Origin of the sequence: Providencia sp. PROV048 (assembly GCF_033688165.1) — a bacterium.
In the GTDB taxonomy this organism is placed as follows: domain Bacteria; phylum Pseudomonadota; class Gammaproteobacteria; order Enterobacterales; family Enterobacteriaceae; genus Providencia; species Providencia hangzhouensis.
Genome location: NZ_CP096360.1, coordinates 1538289 through 1558101 on the forward strand (window position 1 = coordinate 1538289; position 19813 = coordinate 1558101).

21 protein-coding genes and 1 other RNA gene are annotated in these 19813 nt (G+C 35.1%); 15 read left to right on the forward strand and 7 right to left on the reverse strand.

What is annotated here, in order from left to right:
- The first annotated feature begins 470 nt into the window (after positions 1 to 470).
- From M1F26_RS06615 to M1F26_RS06635, 5 genes are all read left to right on the forward strand, one after another.
- Positions 471 to 2396 (forward strand): ATP-dependent nuclease, encoded by a 1926-nt coding sequence (locus M1F26_RS06615; protein WP_140170921.1) that lies wholly within the window; start codon positions 471 to 473, stop codon positions 2394 to 2396.
- Positions 2397 to 2464: 68 nt separating this feature from the next.
- Entirely contained in the window at positions 2465 to 3436 is a 972-nt protein-coding gene (locus tag M1F26_RS06620; RefSeq protein WP_180359474.1) for a retron St85 family effector protein, read from the forward strand.
- Between the two features lie 103 nt (positions 3437 to 3539).
- Positions 3540 to 4115 (forward strand): reverse transcriptase domain-containing protein, encoded by a 576-nt coding sequence (locus tag M1F26_RS06625; RefSeq protein WP_318837661.1) that lies wholly within the window; start codon positions 3540 to 3542, stop codon positions 4113 to 4115.
- Entirely contained in the window at positions 4115 to 4546 is a 432-nt protein-coding gene (locus M1F26_RS06630; protein WP_318837662.1) for a reverse transcriptase domain-containing protein, read from the forward strand. The genes M1F26_RS06625 and M1F26_RS06630 overlap by 1 nt, the downstream gene beginning before the upstream one ends.
- 132 nt (positions 4547 to 4678) lie before the next feature.
- Complete coding sequence (locus M1F26_RS06635) at positions 4679 to 5671, forward strand: hypothetical protein (protein ID WP_140170919.1); 993 nt, start codon at positions 4679 to 4681, stop codon at positions 5669 to 5671.
- A gap of 392 nt (positions 5672 to 6063) precedes the next feature.
- On the opposite strand, the gene M1F26_RS06640 is transcribed toward M1F26_RS06635, so the two are convergent.
- Entirely contained in the window at positions 6064 to 6474 is a 411-nt protein-coding gene (locus tag M1F26_RS06640) for a hypothetical protein (protein ID WP_140170918.1), read from the reverse strand.
- Between the two features lie 203 nt (positions 6475 to 6677).
- Between M1F26_RS06640 and M1F26_RS06645 the strand changes: the two genes are divergently transcribed.
- Positions 6678 to 7786 (forward strand): IS3 family transposase gene (locus M1F26_RS06645; RefSeq protein ID WP_094301244.1). Its coding sequence is split into 2 segments (ribosomal slippage): positions 6678 to 6930 and positions 6930 to 7786, totalling 1110 coding nucleotides; the frame shifts between segments, so codons are not numbered across the junction.
- Here M1F26_RS06645 and M1F26_RS06650 read toward each other — a convergent pair.
- Positions 7783 to 8550 carry a DNA translocase FtsK gene (locus M1F26_RS06650; protein WP_140172269.1) on the reverse strand — a complete coding sequence of 256 codons (768 nt, stop codon included), beginning with the start codon at positions 8548 to 8550 and terminating at the stop codon, positions 7783 to 7785. The genes M1F26_RS06645 and M1F26_RS06650 overlap by 4 nt on opposite strands.
- 61 nt (positions 8551 to 8611) lie before the next feature.
- Positions 8612 to 9028 (reverse strand): hypothetical protein, encoded by a 417-nt coding sequence (locus M1F26_RS06655; RefSeq protein WP_140172270.1) that lies wholly within the window; start codon positions 9026 to 9028, stop codon positions 8612 to 8614.
- A gap of 137 nt (positions 9029 to 9165) precedes the next feature.
- Between M1F26_RS06655 and M1F26_RS06660 the strand changes: the two genes are divergently transcribed.
- From M1F26_RS06660 to M1F26_RS06700, 9 genes are all read left to right on the forward strand, one after another.
- Positions 9166 to 9441 (forward strand): helix-turn-helix domain-containing protein, encoded by a 276-nt coding sequence (locus M1F26_RS06660; RefSeq protein WP_140172271.1) that lies wholly within the window; start codon positions 9166 to 9168, stop codon positions 9439 to 9441.
- Positions 9442 to 9548: 107 nt separating this feature from the next.
- Positions 9549 to 9890, forward strand: a complete 342-nt coding sequence (locus M1F26_RS06665; protein WP_061064082.1) for a hypothetical protein — start codon at positions 9549 to 9551, stop codon at positions 9888 to 9890.
- Positions 9891 to 9899: 9 nt separating this feature from the next.
- Positions 9900 to 10217 carry a hypothetical protein gene (locus tag M1F26_RS06670; RefSeq protein ID WP_140172272.1) on the forward strand — a complete coding sequence of 106 codons (318 nt, stop codon included), beginning with the start codon at positions 9900 to 9902 and terminating at the stop codon, positions 10215 to 10217.
- Positions 10218 to 10496: 279 nt separating this feature from the next.
- Entirely contained in the window at positions 10497 to 10931 is a 435-nt protein-coding gene (locus tag M1F26_RS06675; protein ID WP_140172273.1) for a DUF2787 family protein, read from the forward strand.
- A 69-nt stretch (positions 10932 to 11000) separates the two neighbouring features.
- On the forward strand, positions 11001 to 11516 hold the full coding sequence (locus tag M1F26_RS06680; RefSeq protein ID WP_140172274.1) for a hypothetical protein: 516 nt from the start codon (positions 11001 to 11003) through the stop codon (positions 11514 to 11516).
- A gap of 102 nt (positions 11517 to 11618) precedes the next feature.
- Positions 11619 to 12296 (forward strand): hypothetical protein, encoded by a 678-nt coding sequence (locus tag M1F26_RS06685; protein WP_140172275.1) that lies wholly within the window; start codon positions 11619 to 11621, stop codon positions 12294 to 12296.
- A gap of 99 nt (positions 12297 to 12395) precedes the next feature.
- On the forward strand, positions 12396 to 12584 hold the full coding sequence (locus M1F26_RS06690) for a helix-turn-helix transcriptional regulator (protein WP_140172276.1): 189 nt from the start codon (positions 12396 to 12398) through the stop codon (positions 12582 to 12584).
- A 74-nt stretch (positions 12585 to 12658) separates the two neighbouring features.
- The gene (locus M1F26_RS06695; RefSeq protein ID WP_140172277.1) at positions 12659 to 13423 is read left to right on the forward strand and encodes a hypothetical protein; all 765 of its coding nucleotides are present in this window, start codon (positions 12659 to 12661) and stop codon (positions 13421 to 13423) included.
- Between the two features lie 172 nt (positions 13424 to 13595).
- Positions 13596 to 15221, forward strand: a complete 1626-nt coding sequence (locus M1F26_RS06700) for a DUF927 domain-containing protein (RefSeq protein WP_140172278.1) — start codon at positions 13596 to 13598, stop codon at positions 15219 to 15221.
- A gap of 101 nt (positions 15222 to 15322) precedes the next feature.
- On the opposite strand, the gene M1F26_RS06705 is transcribed toward M1F26_RS06700, so the two are convergent.
- The 4 genes from M1F26_RS06705 to smpB all read right to left on the reverse strand — a co-directional run bounded on the left by M1F26_RS06705 (position 15323) and on the right by smpB (position 19691).
- Positions 15323 to 17377: a DUF4238 domain-containing protein gene (locus tag M1F26_RS06705; protein WP_140172279.1), complete on the reverse strand. Its 2055-nt coding sequence runs from the start codon at positions 17375 to 17377 to the stop codon at positions 15323 to 15325.
- A gap of 45 nt (positions 17378 to 17422) precedes the next feature.
- Positions 17423 to 18631: an integrase domain-containing protein gene (locus M1F26_RS06710; RefSeq protein WP_140172280.1), complete on the reverse strand. Its 1209-nt coding sequence runs from the start codon at positions 18629 to 18631 to the stop codon at positions 17423 to 17425.
- Positions 18632 to 18796: 165 nt separating this feature from the next.
- Positions 18797 to 19160, reverse strand: a transfer-messenger RNA (tmRNA) gene (ssrA, locus tag M1F26_RS06715).
- A gap of 48 nt (positions 19161 to 19208) precedes the next feature.
- On the reverse strand, positions 19209 to 19691 hold the full coding sequence (smpB, locus tag M1F26_RS06720; protein ID WP_004265004.1) for an SsrA-binding protein SmpB: 483 nt from the start codon (positions 19689 to 19691) through the stop codon (positions 19209 to 19211).
- Between the last annotated feature and the right edge of the window lie 122 nt (positions 19692 to 19813).

A 19813-nucleotide genomic window follows, 5' to 3' on the forward strand; every position in this document is an offset into this window, starting at 1 on the left:
CCGTTTCCGTGGTTCCTGAATATAGGGCTTGCCAGTGATTATATTGGCTATTGAAGATTAAGGCTAATGGTCGGGGTGGTTTTACGAAACTATCATATATTGGTTCGATAGTAGAGGTAGTGGGAGAGCTTTAATGTCGTCATGCAGTACATCCTACAGCACAATTTCAACATGAAATGGTTTGAAACTTGTTGTAAATCAATTAGCTGGCGTAAGTTGAATTTATGATTTATTTAATTGATTTAAAATGAAATATTATTTTTGATATTTTATTGTATAACTAAATGTATAACTATGTGGTTTTGTTATCATATTGTTAACTGATGTTTTTGCCTGAATATTCCGCTAAAAATTAGGTAGAAAATTAATAATATAAAACTAATTTCATTTTGGGGAAGAAAATTCAATCCTATGATATGGTAATCACTAGTGTGAAAGCTAAGAATTAGATTACTTTTTAAGGGATAGCCATGAAAATTGAGTCAGTCAGAATTCAAAACTTTCGTACCTTCAAGGACGAAACAATACACTTTAATGATTATAGTTGTTTTGTTGGTGCAAATGGAGTAGGCAAGTCTACTGTAATGAATGCACTGAATGTGTTTTTTAGGCAGTATAAAGATTCTAAAACAGACCTAAGCAAATTATCTATTGATGATTTTCATCATAAAAATATAAATGAGCCAATATTAATCACTGTAACTTTTAACGAATTGTCAGATAATGCTAAAAAAAGCTTATCTGATTATGTTCGGCAAGATAAATTAATTGTTACTGCAAAAGCGGTATTCGATGAAGGAACTGAAAGAGCTGAAGTCAAGCAATTTGGTAACCGATTAGGTATGAGCGAATTCAAAGTTTGGTTTGAGTCAGAGAAAAACAAAATGACGGCAGCTGAACTTAAAAAGATATTTTCAGGCTTAAGGAAAGAATGGCCTACTATAGCATCTGCCACTTCAAAAAGTGATATGGCTAGTGCACTAAATGAATTTGAAGCTGCAAACCCTGATAAATGCAGTTTGATCCCAAGTGAAGATCAGTTTTATGGTGTATCCAAAGGAGCTAACCGACTTGCACCATATCTACAATGGATTTTTGTTTCCGCGTCAAAGGACGTTTCTGAAGAGGCGGAGGAAAGTAAAGTATCAGCTTTAGGGCAGTTGCTTTCCAGAGCAATTAGGGCAAAAGTGAATTTCACAGAAAAAGTTACAGTATTACGAAATGATATCAGGCAAAGCTATCAGACGATGCTTGATGAAGAGCAAAATTTACTATCAAGTATCTCTGAATCTCTCGAATGTAAATTGAAACACTGGGCTAATCCAAGTGCAACTGCTAAAGTTCTTTGGAAAAATGATGCTGAAAAGTCCATTAGAATTGAAGAACCTATAGCTCATATTCAAATAGGCGAGAAAGGGTTTGAAAGTGAATTGGCTCGGTTTGGACATGGTATGCAGAGATCATACCTACTAACTCTTTTACAAGAATTAGCGAATATAGAAGACGAAAATGTGCCAACTCTTGTTATGGCTATCGAAGAACCTGAGTTATATCAGCATCCACCACAAGCTAGATATTTGTCTGAAGTTTTGCAAAAACTCTCAAACGATAATTCACAAATAATCGTTTGTTCTCATAGCCCTTATTTTATCCCTAGTGATGATTTTGATAACGTTCGTATGGTTAGAGAGGTTGGCTCACCTACTTTTTCTACTGTTACATCATTAAATTATAGCGACTTATCTAAAGAATTAACTGCTGCTGGTGAAAAATCTATTAAAGAAAGTGGAATGATTGCAAAGTTATATCCAACATTACGTCCTGAGATAAGTGAAATGTTTTTTAGCAATAAATTAATTTTAGTAGAAGGAATTGAAGATGTTGCTTATTTAACATCCTATATTCATTTAATGGGAAAATTGCCTGATTTTCGGCGTTTGGGATATAATATAATTCCTGTCGGCGGCAAGAGTGAAATAATTAAACCACTAGCAATTGCAAAACTATTAAAAATAGAGGTTTTTGTCGTATGCGATGCAGATACGAATAAAACTCGAGATGATGAAATCAATAAACATAAAAAAGATAATGCTGCAATTTTATATTTATTAGGTCATGATAAAACAGAAAATTGGCCTGATGATAGCATTTGTAAGAATAATTTAACAATGTGGAAAACAAATATAACTGATATCATCAACTCAGAGTTTGGTGATGAATGGAAACAGTATGAAGATCAGGCTGCTGCATATTATGGAAATGTAGGCGGGTTAAGGAAAAATCCATTAGCAGTTACTAGAGCGTTAGAAAACGCATGGAATGCTGGTTTGAAATCCACAAAATTACAAGAGTTAATTAATCGTTTTTTTACGTTTGACTCTGCGAAAGGCCCATAAGAGGTAGTGTATACGTCTTATATTCGTTAATAAATAAAGAGCCATCTTGTTACGAAGAGGAGAGTAGAATGAAAAAAACATTTTCAAGATTACAATTAATTGATATCGCTAATGTAATTAAAGAACGTATTTATGCACCTATATTTGCAAAAAAGAGAACTATTTTTTTATGTGGCGCTGATATCAAAGATAAAACTAAAGGCCGATTTAAGATGGCTTGTTTACTTAACGATAATCAAAGTAGAATTCAGTATGAATTATTGTATCCAGAAAGTTTATTTGATGATTTGTTAGCTGGGCAGGGGCAACATAGCTTACTTGCCCTTGAAAATATTTTAGCTAACTCTGTTGATGCCATTGTGCTGTTGCCTGAAAGTCCCGGCTCTTTCGCTGAATTGGGTGCATTCTCTAGTAATCCACAATTAGTTAATAAATTAATTTGTGTAGTAAATCAACGCTATAAAAATAAAAGGAGTTTTTTAAACTATGGGCCTAATAGATTAATTAAATCATCAGTTTCTGGGAAAGTTATCAATTTAGACTATGACAAGTTGAGTAATCCAGAGGATAAAGCTAAAACGTTTAGAATAATATCAGACTCAATTACGAAAATTCAAAAATTAAATCCAGTGAAGAAAAATGTAACTAATATTTTAGAAGCGGAGAATTTCATTCTTCCTTGTATATACCTCATTGAAAATCTTGACCTTGATAGCCTAAGAATACTGTTAAAGATTGCTACAGAGCAAGATGATGTAATGTCAGATATAGCAACACGCTCGGCTTTAACAAAATTGCAATCTAAGAGAATGATCATGAAAACAACTACTGGGTATGACATGACAAAAAGTGGTGCTTTGCACGTTCGACTAAAGTTTGTTGGCCATCGTTTAGACCTTGTCCGTATAGAACTAATGAATTTTCAATATCGTGGGAAATCTGCTGTTTGTTATGATAGAATGAGCAAACGCACCTTTAGCGAGTTGGTTTTTGAGAAATCAGGAATTCAACTGGGTAGTGATTCGCTGTCCTTCAATTAAACTGGTTAAATGGCTCATTTAGCTCTTGCTCACTAAAACACCCCGGTTTTAGATTCGCAAGTTCTAAATGAGAACTTATGACGTAAAGGTGCGTTCCTTCATCATGACACAATATTCTAATATTAATAATTTAAGTAGGTTAAAAAACCTTGGTTTACCACCTATAGGTGATCTAAATGAATTATCTAATCAAATGCGTTTGTCTTCAGGGTTGATCCAAAAGTTAGCGTATCTCTCCGATGAGCACTATAAGGTTTATTATTTAAAGAAAAAATCTGGAGGCCAAAGAGAAATAGCTCAACCATCAAGAGCAATGAAAGCTGTTCAATCATGGATTTTGAGAAAGATACTTTATCGTTTGAGTTCTTCTCAAAATGCTAAAGGTTTCGAAATTGGAGAGTCTATATTAAGTAATGCAACTCCTCATATCGGCGCTCATGTTTTATTAAATATTGATTTAGAAGATTTTTTTAATACAATACCAGCATCGCACGTTTACAGCATTTTCCACTCAATAGGATATAATAAGACTATAAGTAATATTTTTACTAGGCTATGTACTTTTAAGGGATACTTACCTCAAGGAGCTCCTACCTCACCTAAACTATCAAATTTAGCTTGCCAGCGTCTGGATTCGAGGATTCGAGGATTCAAGGCTATTCAGGCCCTAAAGGTATAATGTATACACGATACGCAGATGATATTACATTATCAGCCTTCAATGAAACTAAAATCAGAAAAGCGAAACCTATAATTGAAGAAATTTTGAAAGATGAAGGTTTTTTTATAAATGATAGTAAAACAAAAATATGTGGTACAAGAAAGCGTAAGGAGGTAACAGGTTTAGTTATATCTATTGATGGTGTTGGTATTGGTCGAAGGAAATATAGGCAAATTAGGGCAATGATTTATACAATGCTAAAGTCAGATGGCTCAAAAATTGAACAGGTAAATGGCTGGTTAGCATATATTAAAAGTGTCGATGAAAAAAACTATTTTCGATTAGTAAAGTATATTCTAACATTAGAAAAAAACTTTCCTGAAAATAAGATTTTTGAATCAATTTCTAGTATAAGAGAAAAAAGAGTAGATAAAGGTAATTATTTATGATTCTTGTTTTTTTATTGTTGAGATATTGAAGATTCTTTCATATGGACAAGTTAAGCATAAGTAATGTATATAGAATTAAATTATAGATTAGTAATGAACTTAGGATATTAAAAGAGTATAAAGGACAGGAAAATGAAAACTGTATACTTAGACCAAAATATTTGGCTTGATATTATTTTATCTAGAAAAGAACTAAATATTGATTTGATTCAGCGGAAGTTTTCGGGAGGAGAATTTAATATTTTATACTCTCCAGCCAATTGCGAGGAACTTTGTAATTCACATAGAAGTGAGAATATTAAAAACCAAATATCATCATCAGAATTGAATGATAGGCTAGAGGTTATTTCAAAAATTACTAATAATATGGAAATATTACCCTACCCTAATAGATTCTCTAGGGTTATTAGTAAAGTATCTGGAAATAAAAGTCCAATTATTGTAAGTGAACATCCAATTGATTGTTTTGAAAGAGTTAATAAGTATTATCAATCCAATGCTGTTGCAGAGTTAGGCCAAAAGGAAATCTTAGATAAGGCGATTGAAATTGATGAGGAAACAAAGTCTGCGATGGGCCAAATTAAAACTTATGAGGAAATTCTAAAAAATGAAAATTCAGTTAATAGTTTATTGGAAAGTATGAGTGAAAAATTAAAATTTTCTACGGCACTGCATGAATTGGCTAGTGAGGGCGTTTCTATACAGCCTTATACCGGGGTGGTTGAGTGTTTATTATATAGAAAAATAGAAAAATATTCTTCATTAAGGTTGAGTCAGTTTAAATCTAGAATTGAAAAAATATTTTTTAGCAAAAATATTTTTATGCGTATTAAAAAAGAGTACTCTCTTGCTGAGATATTTATTGATACAATGATGAAGACATTGATGCTTAATGGATTCTCAGTAGAAAAAAAACCAATGTCAAGCCTTCACGATAATACTCATTCTATTTATGGTTCTTTTTGTGATTATTTTATTACAAGAGATGAAAGGCTGGCAAAAAAAGTAAAATTAGTTTATGATTATATAAATTGCCCAACAATAGTATTGTTTGATAAAGAAAATAAATGGATAGAATTAATAGAATCTCCTACAGATTATCAAAATAAACACAAATTAGATTGAGTTTTACTAGTTAATAATTCATTTTTATGGGTGAGAAATGGAATTTGAAAACTCCGATGAGGTAGCATATATACCTAAACATATAATTAATCCACTACAAACATTTTACCAAGCAGAGTCTGGTAAATTAGAATAGATCACTGAATGGGGATTATCATGCGAAGATTGGTTAACGTGTGAGATTATGTACTATCTTTCTAACAATTTTTATATATGGATGCCCTTTAGATATAACAAAGAAACACAATTTCGTGCTGACATCTCATTTTCAGAAACTGCTAAAAATTACAATGGCTATGAAAAATGAGTTTTATAGAAATTAAAATCCATAATAGAACTGATAATAATTATCTATTTATAATTGGTTCAATTGAAACATTTAAGGCTAGCTATCATTTTTTATATATGTTATTCATAGCTCCTACTGCACCCATACCACATTGAGCCGAGCAACCAAAACTTGTTTTGATTGCTATCTTTCCTGCTTTATCCATAGAAAATTCCATTTTACAATATTGGTCTCCATAGTCACTATCTGTGCTGACTAGTGCTGTAGCACTCCAAGTATTTGACGATAAGTCTCTTTCTGTAATATAGGCTGTACCTTCAGCTTCGCAGACATACATATCAACATTGGCATTAATCTGGAAATCGAACTTTGGCGCATCATTTTGGCTTGGTGTTATTTCTAGTATTCCATGTTTGCTTTTGTATTCTACGGGATTTTGGAAAGGTGGATTTGCTGCCTGTGCTGTTGATAAGAAGATGGTTACAGTGGCAATGACTAGTGATGAATATTTCATATTATTCCTCTAAATATTAATGTGGTTATACAAGGTGATTTATGCCTTGCAGATTATGATTATTAATACATTAGGCTTAAAATTATTAACACTGGCTTTTCCAATAAATCAAATACCGCAAATAATCCCCGCCATCTGTCCACTTCCCCTAAAATAAGACAGCTATAATTAGATTTTCTGCCCTAAAATTTGCAGAGGTCATAATGAAAAAAGCCCGTTTTACTGAAACTCAAATCGTTAATATTTTAAAACTCGCTGATTCTGGCATGAAAGTGGAAGATATTTGCCGCCAAAATGGGATCAGCAACGCGACTTACTATAACTGGAAATCAAAGTATGGTGGCATGGAAGCTAATGATGTTAAACGATTAAAAGAGCTTGAAGATGAAAACGCGAAACTAAAAAAGCTCTTTGCGGAAGTTAGCCTTGAAAACCACGCGATGAAGGAGCTTTTCGCAAAAAAGGGTTGGTAGTGGCTGAAAAGAAATCCTGTGCTCAGTCATTAAAGGCCGCGGGTTTATCAGTCATTAGAGCGTGTAAACTAACATCGCTACCTCGCGCTTCGTTTTATCGAAAGACTCAAAATTGGCGCGAGAAAGATAGAATCGTCATCGATGCCATACAATCTGTATTAGCGAAATCGCCACAATCGGGATTCTGGAAGTGCTATTTCCGACTGAGATTTCAAGGCTATCCTTTTAATCATAAACGAGTTTATCGTGTTTATTGTCGATTAGGATTGAATCTGAAACTACGGGTTAAAAAAGTGCTTCCGAAGCGTGAAAAAAGACCATTAGTAATTGAAAAAGTCCCGAATATTCAATGGGCATTGGATTTTATGCACGATAGTTTATATTGCGGTAAGCGCTTCAGAACTCTCAATATTATTGATGAAGGAACGCGAGAATGCTTGGCGATTGAGGTTGATACGTCATTACCGGCTGAACGTGTTATCAGGGTGCTTGAACGTTTAAAAGCCGAAAGAGGATTGCCAAAACAGATCCGAGTCGATAATGGACCTGAACTCATTTCAGTTAACTTATTGAATTATTGTGAAGATAACCAAATTTTGCTGTGCCATATTCAACCAGGAAAACCACAACAAAACGGATTTATCGAACGTTTTAATGGTTCGTTCCGTCGTGAATTTTTAAATGCGTATTTATTTGAATCGTTAAGCCAAGTTCGAGAATTAGCATGGTTTTGGCTACAAGATTATAACCAAAATCGAACTCACGAAAGTTTAAATCACCTCCCACCGGAGGCCTATCGTAAACAGTTAGAAAACTCTAATTTAATGTGTCTCAATTAATGGGGAGTGGACACATCCTCTTGCAGCCCATGCATCAACGGTTTCATGCTTTTATTGGGTAAATCAGGCCACTCACCAATCCCTCTTGGCTGATGAGTATTTTCCTCACTTAGGCTTTCCCATCCTGATTCATTTGGCACCCATAAACCTTGCCATTCTTCCTGTGCTATTCGAGGCAGCTTCCAGCAGGGTTGATAACTAATGCGCCCATGCTGCCGTAGTACATCCAATGGGGTTTCAGGGCGAAGTGTGGCAAGGAAGAGGTAAGAACTGGCGTTGTTGCGAAGAGTATCCTGATAAATGTCATCGCTGTGGGTATCAATCAGGTATTCAAATGGCGAAACAGATTTCAAGATATTGGCTGTACTACCTTCAATCTCGATTTCTTCTACCCAAACCACGATACGTTGCCAGACGATAGCTTGAATCAAGCAACGGTATTCTAGGGATTGCGTATCTAGTGGTAATTCAGCGAATAACGGTGGTTGTGCTGTCTCAATAGGCGCAGCAAAGTCTGATGCATCGAAAGATCTGGAGTGAGTTGGGTATCCCAGCACTTCACGATAATCATACTGATTCAAGGGCGTGATCACACCTAAATACTCAAGTTGATGAATAATGCGCTCAGCACGGTGAAATCCTATCCGAAAATGGCGCTGTAAACGTCTCGGTGAGGCTCTGTTAATGAGAATGACATAATCAATGGCTTTAACTGTCAATGGGTCATAGCTGCTGTCTAGCGTGTTGTGGTGAGATAACTGCATAGTGCCTCTGAGTCAGTGACGAAAATACAGTTATTAAAATAACAAAAGGTATTAAAAGATACTAATCTAATTCTTCCTGTTTCATGGTGAGCGCATTTTTTAATAGTGCTTTTCTTTTCTCTGCCGACAGTGATTTATAGATTTCAAGTAAAAGGTTAAGATCTGCACTTTCAGAAGATAGCGTGTTTTGCTTGATGAGCTCTTTTTCATCCGTATTTAGGATCACTTTAAATGCATCAATATGATAGAGGTCGCCACGCTTATTAGGGTTCTTCTTGCGAAAGTGGGGATGAAGAGCGGTGATTGACTCTAGACGGACTCTAACGCCTTTCGCAGTGGTAGGGATATCCATCTCTTTATATTCAGGGTAACGTGTTGGATCGTCAGCTTTTTCTTTTCCTATAGCCGCAAGCTCCCCACTGGTAAACCAGAGCTTGGGCGCATTATCCATTTCAATTAGTTTTTTTTTATCAGTCATGATTTTTATAAATCTCATATATATCAAAAGGATAAAATAACCGCACTAGAAAGATGTTAAAATCATAAAGATATCTATTGATAATTCCCTTTAATTGGTTTTTAATAGACGAGGAATTAAACAGTGGAGTTATTACTATGTCTAACCCTGTAGCATCTCAAAAAAAGCCCAGAAAAGGAAGCACTGCGGATTGGCACCGTGCGGATATTGTGGCGGCTTTGCATAAAAAAGGGGTCACACTAGCGCAATTATCTCGTGAGCATGGGCTTTCTTCTCGGACGTTAAATAATGCGCTAGAGCGAGCGTACCCAAGAGCTGAACAGATTATTGCGGATGTGATTGGCACGGCTCCTGAAACAATATGGCCGAGTCGTTACATCAATAAGCCACCCTCTAATAATCATGGACGGTAATTGAAATAGCCTAAATATTTACCCTTGCCTATCGGTAAGGCATTGCACCCATTCTAGCGTCAACACCATGGAAAAAAACCTTAATTCATTTAATTGAAGGAACACTCATGTCTATCAAAAATAAATTGCAAAAAATTCGAGAAGAAAATGAAGCGAAAGGATTAAATGACCCAGCTTTATTTAAACAGCGTTTGCTCAACGGTGGCTTTGGATTAGCTAAAACCTTTTGGCTATTTTGGTTTTTACCGATTTTATTCTTAAATATCGTTGAATTTTTTATTACTAAAAAGGTGACATTGAATAAAGTGGAAGCATTGATTCTCATTTGGGATATTTGCTGTTTTTACTTTATCGTGAAAATACCGAATCGTCGTGCTTGGTATTACGCAGCGTTGGTTGTGATTGCACTCGATATATTAGCAGGAATAACCGTGAATTTTCTGCTGTAAGGTGACAATGTGAAAATGAAACTTAACCAGTGGATGAAATTAAGCATATTAATGGCGATAGTTGGTTTAACGGGATGTAATGAGAGCACAATTAATTGTAATAGCGAGGGTGCAAAAGCATTAGCGTTACAAGTCGTCAATCAACATGTCGGTTGGGCGATGTATGAGCAGCTTGAGAATGTGCGAACGCAACGTCAAAATGCAGAACGAGGCGTTTATCTCTGTGCTGCGGAAGCAACGGGAAAAGCAGGCTCTGTCACGGTAATTTATTCCGTACAGCTCACGGATGATAAAAAAAGTTTTGTTGTTACGTTACTCAACGGTTAATTGCTATGCCAGCCTATTATTAGGTTGGCATTTTACCCTTTGACGCTTCCATTCTTTCATTCACTTTCCACATCAATATTCCCCGCCATTAATAAAAATCACAGTACGTATATCAAAATAGCAACGATGGCTAAACTCATGTAACTACCTGATTATAATCAATAAATAACTTTACTTTGCTAATGTTTATGGTAAAATATTAGCATGGCACTATACCCAAATATGATTGGGTTGTGCTTAACAGTTTATTTCTACTTTTTTATTTAAAGGCAACTTTATATGACTATTCATCAGTCAGGGCTACGCTTGCCTATCGCACAAGCTTTTAGCCAATTATTATTAAATGAACTGGATAATTCAGTGATTAACTCAGCGATTGATTTAACCCTTGTTCGGGCGGTCACAATGAATTTTCGAGACCCATTGTATAGTGCTGAAACAGGCGGTTTCCATCCTGTCGAAATACGCTTGTTACGGCAGCATGAGCAATGGCAGTTTGATTATGTGACCGATTTTTCATTCATGGGGAGCTATTATCCTGAGCTTGAAAAGGAACTCGATATTTGTTGGTCGCAGGGTTATATCTATCATTTTATGATGGGGGATATTGATGAAGAAGAGGGTGGAGCACTGTTTGAACTGTGGCAACGCAATTTTATTCAATACCACAAAATGAAATGTTACGAAGTCAGTATTCAGTGGGAAACCCACTAATTAAGTAAAAATAATACCAGCGCTGGTGATCTCATTAAGTACAGTACAATCAATAGAAGGTTTGAGTTGATGTTGATACCGTCCAAGCAAGGGGATTTAGATTGCCTCTGTGGGATTTACAGTCTGGTCAATATGGGTACATGGTTCTATGGAGACCGCATAAAACCCCGCCCGTTATTTAATTATCTTTTGCGTGAATACAGTGAATACTGGTCACTGTACAAGTGTTTAACCCAAGGTATTGATGTTCCTGAGATGGATTACTTGATTAAGCGCCTAACCTCAAAATACCCATCACAAGCCCCTCTACGCGTCACTACGCCATTTCGTTACAAAGTTGGACTTACCACACAAAAAATACTGTCTGCTTGTCAGGCGTTCCTCGGCGCTCATACAACGTCACGCCGGCTTATTCTTCTGGGGGATCAATGGCATTGGTCGCTGGTGGAGCGTATGAACAGTGATTATCTCTATTTCTTTGATAGCCACCAGCAAGAGAAGGTAAGCCGCGCCAGCTATGGATTACGAGGAAACAAGGTACGGCGGTTGTATAGTGAATCTATTTATTTTGTTGAAGTCACTTAGTTTTCATATTCGCCTTATTAATTTTATCTGATTGCTAATCATACATTAGCTTATTAATATTCATTATTAAGAGTTATAAATGAATGGAAAGGGCTAAATGATATGAACAATCATATTGTTGTACATACAATACCAAATATTATACAAAAAATGAAAAATGAAGGTATTGCGTGTACTGAGGATAGCATTATCGGTATATGGAAAAATCATCATATCGAGTTTGTATTAGATTGGCGAGGAAAAGGGTATAGCAATACTACAGGAACAAAGAATTACGATGAAATTGTTTACCCAAGTAGAAATCATATTTTGCATATACTCGAGTATGGGCTTGAAAGTAGAGACGGAATGATTACCGAAATATTAGTAAAACCTTATTCATCAAAACAAATTGAAATAGCTTCTTTAGAACTCACTCACCCACTATATGGCAGTTGCATTAATTCCAATCTATTAGATGAGCTTTCTGTTGAGGATAAATATTTAAAAATAATAAAAAAGTCACTCAAAAACTTAAAGATTGCACCCCATGGTAATAAAAAACGCTTTGAACAAGAGAAAGAAAAATTTTTAATCAAGGCCAAACACGTACTAACCTTTCACACTGAAAAATGTAGAGGCATTCGGGGAAAAATAACACAAGAAAAAGTTGCGGAAGCGACTTTAAGTAGCCATTGCCCAGAGTGTTCAATGGTGTTGTTAACCAGCAGTATTGATACCGCGAAAAAATATTTAAGAGGCGACTCCCATATCATGAATGAAATAAAAAAGCTAGGTTAGTAAAACAATGAAAAATGCTCCCCTTTTTTAGTCATATGTTAATTTGTATGCTGTAACCCATTCAGTAGCTAATAGACGTATAGCAAAAAGAGGTTACACATGAGTAAGATGATAAAAATTTGTAGCATGGCAGAAGTGATGTTAATCCTTGATGTCCGTTCTCGGAACTCAGTATACAATCTTGAGCGTAAAGCTGGTTTTCCTCCTCGTATTCGCATCGGAATTAGACGTGTTGGCTATGATCTTAATGCTGTTCAAGAATGGCTTAATACTCGCACTGTAAAATAATTAATAACTAACATATTTTAAATATTAGATTATGGATAATTTTATCTTTATTATCTGGAGGAGAGTATTATGTTATGAAAATCTATACCAATAGGATGAGTATAAATAGACGAAGCAGTGAGGAAAAAAAGGAGAATAACGAAAGAATTAAAATACTGAATCTTATTTATAATAAAACAAAAAACAAACGTTATAAAAAATTAGCTAGGAAAATTCAAGATTGCGAAGAGGAATATAATTGCAATAGTTTGGCTTGTGCTCAATGCATTAAGGTTAAGCAGCTAGATATAGTTAATCAATTCGGTAATTATATAAATAAAAAATATGTTTTTGTCACTCTTGTTTTTTATAAAGATAAAATTACAATAAATGAATTGCCAGATTTCAATCCTAATTTATTAAAGGATAAATTAAGAAAGAAGCTTAAATCTATTAGTTTTAATAACTTTATTTTTGGCAGTCTAGAATTAGATCTCCACTTATATGAGAGCATTAATTCTAGTTATTATCAACCTCATTTTCATTTATTAATTCCTAATGAAAGTGAAAAAATCAAATCTCTTAGAGATTACATGAAGTCATCTAAGAATTTAAACTCTCGGCAAGGCATTAAAAATAGACCTATGGTGGTTGATGAAATTAATGATATTGGCGGGGTTATCAAGTATATAACTAAAATCATGTGGTGCGAAATGGCATTTTTTACTAATAAGGAGGGAAAGCTCAAGCATAGTGGTAAACGTCGTATATCGAATAATCGTATGTTCGCTGATTCATTGGTTAAGCTCGATACACTGAAATTCAGTGACATATTTTTTAAGTGTAATTCCAGTAACTAAATTCTAGATCTCTGTTTAGACAGCACCAGTATGCTTGTAGATATGGAAGATTGATTAGTCTGATAGTTTTTGGAATGAACACTAGTTAATTTATCTTGATTAGTATAACGCTAATACATACTGGTGTTGTAAATGGTGATTTGGTGATTTAGTGATTATCAAAGAGGCCTTTATGACTAGAAAGAAAATGGATTCAAAACATATTAAGCTTGTTGCTTTATCATATCAAGATGAAGGGCAAGAATCTTATCGTTTAGTTGAGTTTTTCAATGTAAATAAAAATAAGGATATTTTTTTATTAATTCCAGCGTCAATAATTGCAGTACCTAATAAACTTAAAAGCTTTCTATTAGAGAATGGATTTAAACCTAAAGTTATCCATGAGAATTTCAAAGAAGTTTTTGATGTTATTTTAGGTGATTGTGATGAAAGAATTTTACTGTGTAATAAACCAGGTTTTCTTTATGTTGATAATGAGTACTACTATATTAAAAACTCAGGAGAGGTAGTAGGTGGACATAATGACTTGAAGATATTTCCAAATCCTAATGCTAGAACATTTAATTACTCATGTCAGGCTAAAGGGACATTGGAACAATGGAAGAATAAGGTAGCAGAAACTGCTAAATATAGTCCTTATATTATGCTTGGCTTATGTTCAGCTTTTGCTGGCATGTGCATTTATTTTACAAAAATAGAATCAGGAGGATTTCATGCTCACGGTGAGAGTTCTTCGGGGAAAAGTACAATGTTAGAATCAGCAGCTTCTGTATTTGGAGACTCTTCATACATTCTTGATTGGAATATAACTGAGGCTGCATTTGAGCAGCAAGCGGAGTCTCGTAATCATGGCTTATTATTGACTGACGAACTTATTTTAATAGACTCTAATCGCCAAGCTGCCGCCCAAAAAATGCAAAAATTTGTGTATATGCTTGGTTCTGGTACTGGTAAGTCAAGAAGTCATATCTATCAAGAACGTTCGGCAAGTTGGCAATTAGTCGCTTTAAGCAATGGTGAAGAAGCTTTAAGCCAACATGCCAGCTCTGGTCTAATGAGTCGTAAGAATGGTGAAATAGCTCGATTCATAGATGTTCCTGTTGATTGTGATAACGGTATGGGTATTTTTAATTCATTACCTGAAGGTGTATCGTCATCTGCTGAATATGCAGAATATTTGAAAGAAAATTGCAATAACTATTATGGCACAGCTGGAGATGCGTTCTTACAGAAGATACTGACACAGGTTAGCAAAAAATCTCCAGAGTATATTACTAATAAGCTCAACGACTATATTACTAAATTCTTGGAGATGAATAATGTAGGTTCTAATGGATTAGATAAACGTATAGCTACTCGTTTTGCTTTAGCTTACGCAAGTGGGATACTCGGTATTAAAACTAAGGTTCTCCCCTTTACTGAGAAGGAGGTTTTTGATGGAATTACACATTGTTATCTGAAAGCTATAGATCAAAACCCTATTAAAAAGGTTGTTTTCAATCAAAAGCTATTAGATACATTGAAAAATCCCTGCAAACCGAAAAAGAGTCTCGTAGATAAGGACAAACTAAACAATTTAAATGCCATTGTTGTTCAAATCAAAGAGGTACAGTGTGTCGCAGTAAAATCATCATTTTTTGATGGTAATATTATTGGGAATAAAAAAACTGTGATTCGCCAGTTGGTCTCAGAAGGAAAGTTACTTACTGATGCCCAAGGCAAAAGCACTCGCCAGTGCAAGGTTAATGGCGTGAAATTAAGTCGTCGTTATTGCTTGAAAGTTGATGTTGTAAGCTAACCTTTAAAGCAACAAGTTGTTTTATAAAAAGGTCATCCAGAGTGCTTTAGGATGACCTTTAAATATTTTAAGTTACAATTATGGCATTTAAGAATTAAACCTTATAAAGACAAAATAGTTGTATCTATGTTGTCGTCAGTAGGAAATAAAAATATATGATGAGGCCATAATAATCGCTCAACATGAATATTTAGAGCATAGAAATCGTCTTTAGACCACAACTCAATATTCCAAAAAGTATGTAAATCACTTGCAAAAGCGTTCACCCATCCAGTTAATTGGTGTGACAATATTACAGTTTCAATTAATGATTTTTCTGGTGGTATAAAAATTCCTTTAGCTCCTTGTAGGTGCCCAACTACTCTAGCTGTACAGGTTAAAATATTACCTACATCATTAATCAAAGAGCAAAGAAATTTATTACTATCTCTATCTACCTTATATTCCTCTTTTGCTTTTAATATGTTGGACTGAGAAACATCAAATGTAGTTATAAAGTAATTATAATATTCTTCTTCAATTATTTCTGCTGAACCAAAATTTGCACTAATGTATGAATATTGATAAGCCCTCACTGCTTTACGCAGTGCGCAGTGTAGTACAGCTGAATGATTAAATGTTTTGAAGGGTTCCATTAATAAGTTAGGTAATATTTTTTCAATTTTGTCAGTTATATGTACTATAGCCAGTCCTGCTACAAGAAAGTGTAGAGCTATTTCTGTATTATCAGAATTGTCTTCAATTAAAGATAATGCATATTCTTGATGAAGAACAAGGTGCACTTTAGGTTTGCCATCTTTTATAACTAGTAGAGCAGCTACTCCTTGCGCAATGTAATCAGGAGTTCCTTCATATATATCGTTTAATTTAAACCCTCTATCAATTTCTGATAATGATTTTTCAAAGTTAGAGGTGAAAGTAATGGCATCTAAAACATTGAGATTAAGTGAATGACACATGCTATGTATGATAGTCTTAATCACTTTGTTGATGCTTTGAATATCAAAATCTGTCGACCAATTAGTAAAGTTTAATTGAAAGCTTACAGATGGAATAGAATTAAGGTCAGATATTACTTCATTCTTGGTTTGATTTTTATTCAATAGTTCATTTAGTGAATCATGAACGATAAAATCAGATTTAGTTTTCCAACGGTTACCTATATTTTCAGATAAATAGGCATGATTTGAAGATGATGAAATGAAAAATTCAGAACAACATGCTGATGCTTCGTTGTTAAAATTAGATAGATCAGGTATAGAGTCAATAGACTTTAAACCTATGAGAATTTTCTCTGATGTTAAAGGCATGACAATAATTGAAGTACCAGAAGCCATTATGTAAGGTAAATACACTCCTTCTTCATCCAGCGCAATCGCTATACAATCGGGCATTATAGCGCCTTCTCCTTGTGCTGATGAAATGAACCATGTAAATTCAACAAGTGATTGTTTACGTGGTTCAACAATTATTTCACTATTAAGAAATTTTTTATGGGCACTCTCTATGGTTTTATCAATATTATTAATTAATATTGATAAAACATATTTGGCTAACTCATTAACAGGCAATGTATCACCTAAAATATTCTCCTTTATAAGCATATACCCAATTTTTTCTAATGTAGTTTTTGGAATGTTTGTTTTACTCATAACAAAGTCAATTAATTTTTTTAGCTCTAGGTCATCATTAAGCAGGGATGAAAAACGATCTCTCCATGTTTTATTCGGTAAGGGATCATTTAATTCCATTACAGATAGAACCGCCTCTTTGTTCGAAAATATATCAGATATTCCAACAATCAATTGATTAGTGGCATTTCCAAACATACTTCGGATACTTTTACTTCTTGGTGATAGGTGTGCGATAACTTCAGCTGCAATATATGGATCTATGCTAGAACCTACTTCAGATAGACGTAAATTACCAAGTAGTACACCTAGTCTATTACTTTCATAGTTAGTAATTTTATCATCAAGAGTTTCTTCACCATTAAGTGAGGGGATAGAATAAAAATCACGCTGTACTGCAATGCGATTAATATTGGATATATAACTTTTGTTTTTATTATAAACGTATGTTTGCTGAGATTTTTGATCTAGTGAAAACCCACGTAGAAACGATTGGGGTATATAATGTTGCATTCTACCTGACATGATCTATTCCTATGCTTTATAATAAATGCGGCATATAAAATTTACTTAATTTCTTTTTATTGCTTTATCAACAAACTCGCCCCACCAATCCATCATTTCACGCCTTTGTTCGAGATAAATAGCTCGGTTATAAGCACGTCGTACCTCATTGCTATCGATATGGGCTAAAGCTGCTTCAATCACATCAGGTTGAAATCCATGCTCATTTAATGCAGTTGATGCAATTGAACGGAATCCATGTGCTACAAGGCGACCTGCAAAGCCAACACGCTTGATAGCCGCATTAACTGTTTGGCTATTCATTGGTTTAGTGTGTGGTGATTTCATACTAGGAAAAATGTGTTCCCTATGACCGCTTATAGGTTTCATAGTTTCTAATATTGCCAATGCTTGAGGAGAGAGAGGAATGATATGTTCTCTTTTCATCTTCATTCTTGCTGGTGGGATAGTCCAAAGCTTATTATCAAGATCGATCTCACACCATGCCGCTTCGGCTGCTTCGGCTGGGCGAGTCATAGTTAATAATTGCCATTGCAGTAAACAATAAGTTTGTCGCTCAATGTTGACTCCTTGGATTGCAGCCATCAATTCAGGAAGCTGATCAGGTTTTAATGCAGGTAAGTTTTTTACAACTGGATTTTCAAAAGCAGCGGTAATTTTTGCAGCAGGGTTGGCATCAAGATAGCCCACATTCACAGCATAAAACATCACTTCATTAATGCGTTGCGCTACTCGTTTAACTGATTCTAGTTTGCCTTGTGCTTTTAAAGGTTCTAATGCGCTAATAAAGTGGCGGGCTTTTAAATCAGCTATTGCTATATCACCAACATGAGGGAGGACATGTAACTCAAGAGAACGCCAAATGTCTTTCAAGGTTGATTCTTGCAAACTAGATTTACTTTTGATTTCGAACCACTGCTGAGCTATTTTTTCAAAAGTATTATTTTTTTCTTCAAATAGGCGTTGTTCTTCCGCTTTTTTGTGTTCTTGTGGATCTATATTTTTAGCTAGAAGCTCTCGCGCATTTTCACGTTTAAGTCTAGCATCTAAAAGACTAACCGTAGGGTAGCTACCAAAGCTAATAAGTGCACGTTTTTTGGTTATAGGGCGGTAGTAGTTAAAGCGCCATATTTTTGAGCCAGTTGTTTTGATTAGCAGATATAAGCCATTTCCATCTTGCAGCGTATAATCTTTATCTTTGGGTTTTGCTGATTTAAGCTTGGTATCACTGAGTGGAACTGTTGTACGCGCCATATAGTTATACGCCTTTTAGTTATACATAAGGGATATAACTAATGATATAACTAAAAATTTTGCTTGTCACTGAGCATAACTGACCATTAATACATATAAAAAAAGCCTTCAACTATGAAATTGAAGGCTTTTTTAATCATCACTGAACATCAATGATACTATATTTGGTGGAGCTGGCGGGAGTTGAACCCGCGTCCGAAATTTCTACATCCTCGGTACTACATGCTTAGTCTAGTCTTTGAATTCATTTGCCAGCTGCGGACAGACACGCCACCAACAAACTATCCTGATTAAGTTTAACGCTTCAACCCCAGGCAAGGCATCCACGCGATCTCTTTTGGGTTTGACCTCTCTTGATCCCCGTCCTAAGAGCGGAGGCTAGGGAGAGAGGGCTCTAAGCAGGTTATTAAGCTGCTAAAGCGTAGTTTTCGTCGTTTGCGACTATTTTTTTGCGGCTTTTTACGAGGCCAACCGCCCCTCGGCATGCACCTTGGGTTTCGCAAATCCCGTCGAATCCAGAATCAGCCCCAAGTTGTTGAGCGCAGTATAACAGAAAAATACTCTATAAAGCTAGAGGTTAGCGATTAGAATGTTTCATTATACGTGCTTTATCGAGTTGCCATTCACGTTCTTTAATATCAGAACGCTTATCGTGAGATTTTTTACCTCTGGCAACGCCGATTTTAACTTTACACCATGCATTTTTCCAGTAGAGAGAAAGTGCAATAACGGTATAACCTTCGCGGTTAACTTTACCGTAGAGTGTATCTAATTCACGTTGATTTAAAAGTAATTTTCGGCTACGAGTTGGGTCGCACACAACGTGCGATGATGCAACAGTCAGCGGTGTGAAGTTTGCACCGAATAAATAAGCTTCGCCGTCCCTTAAAAGAACGTAGCTATCTCCAATGTTGGCTTTGCCTGCACGGAGTGATTTGACTTCCCAACCTTGTAGGGATAGACCCGCCTCGAACTCCTCTTCGATAGAATATTCGTGGCGAGCACGCTTGTTCATAGCAATTGTTGCTGAACCGGGTTTATATGGTTTTTTCTTTGTCATAGTGCAATCATTATACTGTAAGCTGAGTTGAAAGAAATCTTTCTAAGCTGATATTTTTTTGATTGTGCAAATCTTGCCCTATGTGGGTTTTGTTTTTTGTTTAACCAATCAAAGATGGTATT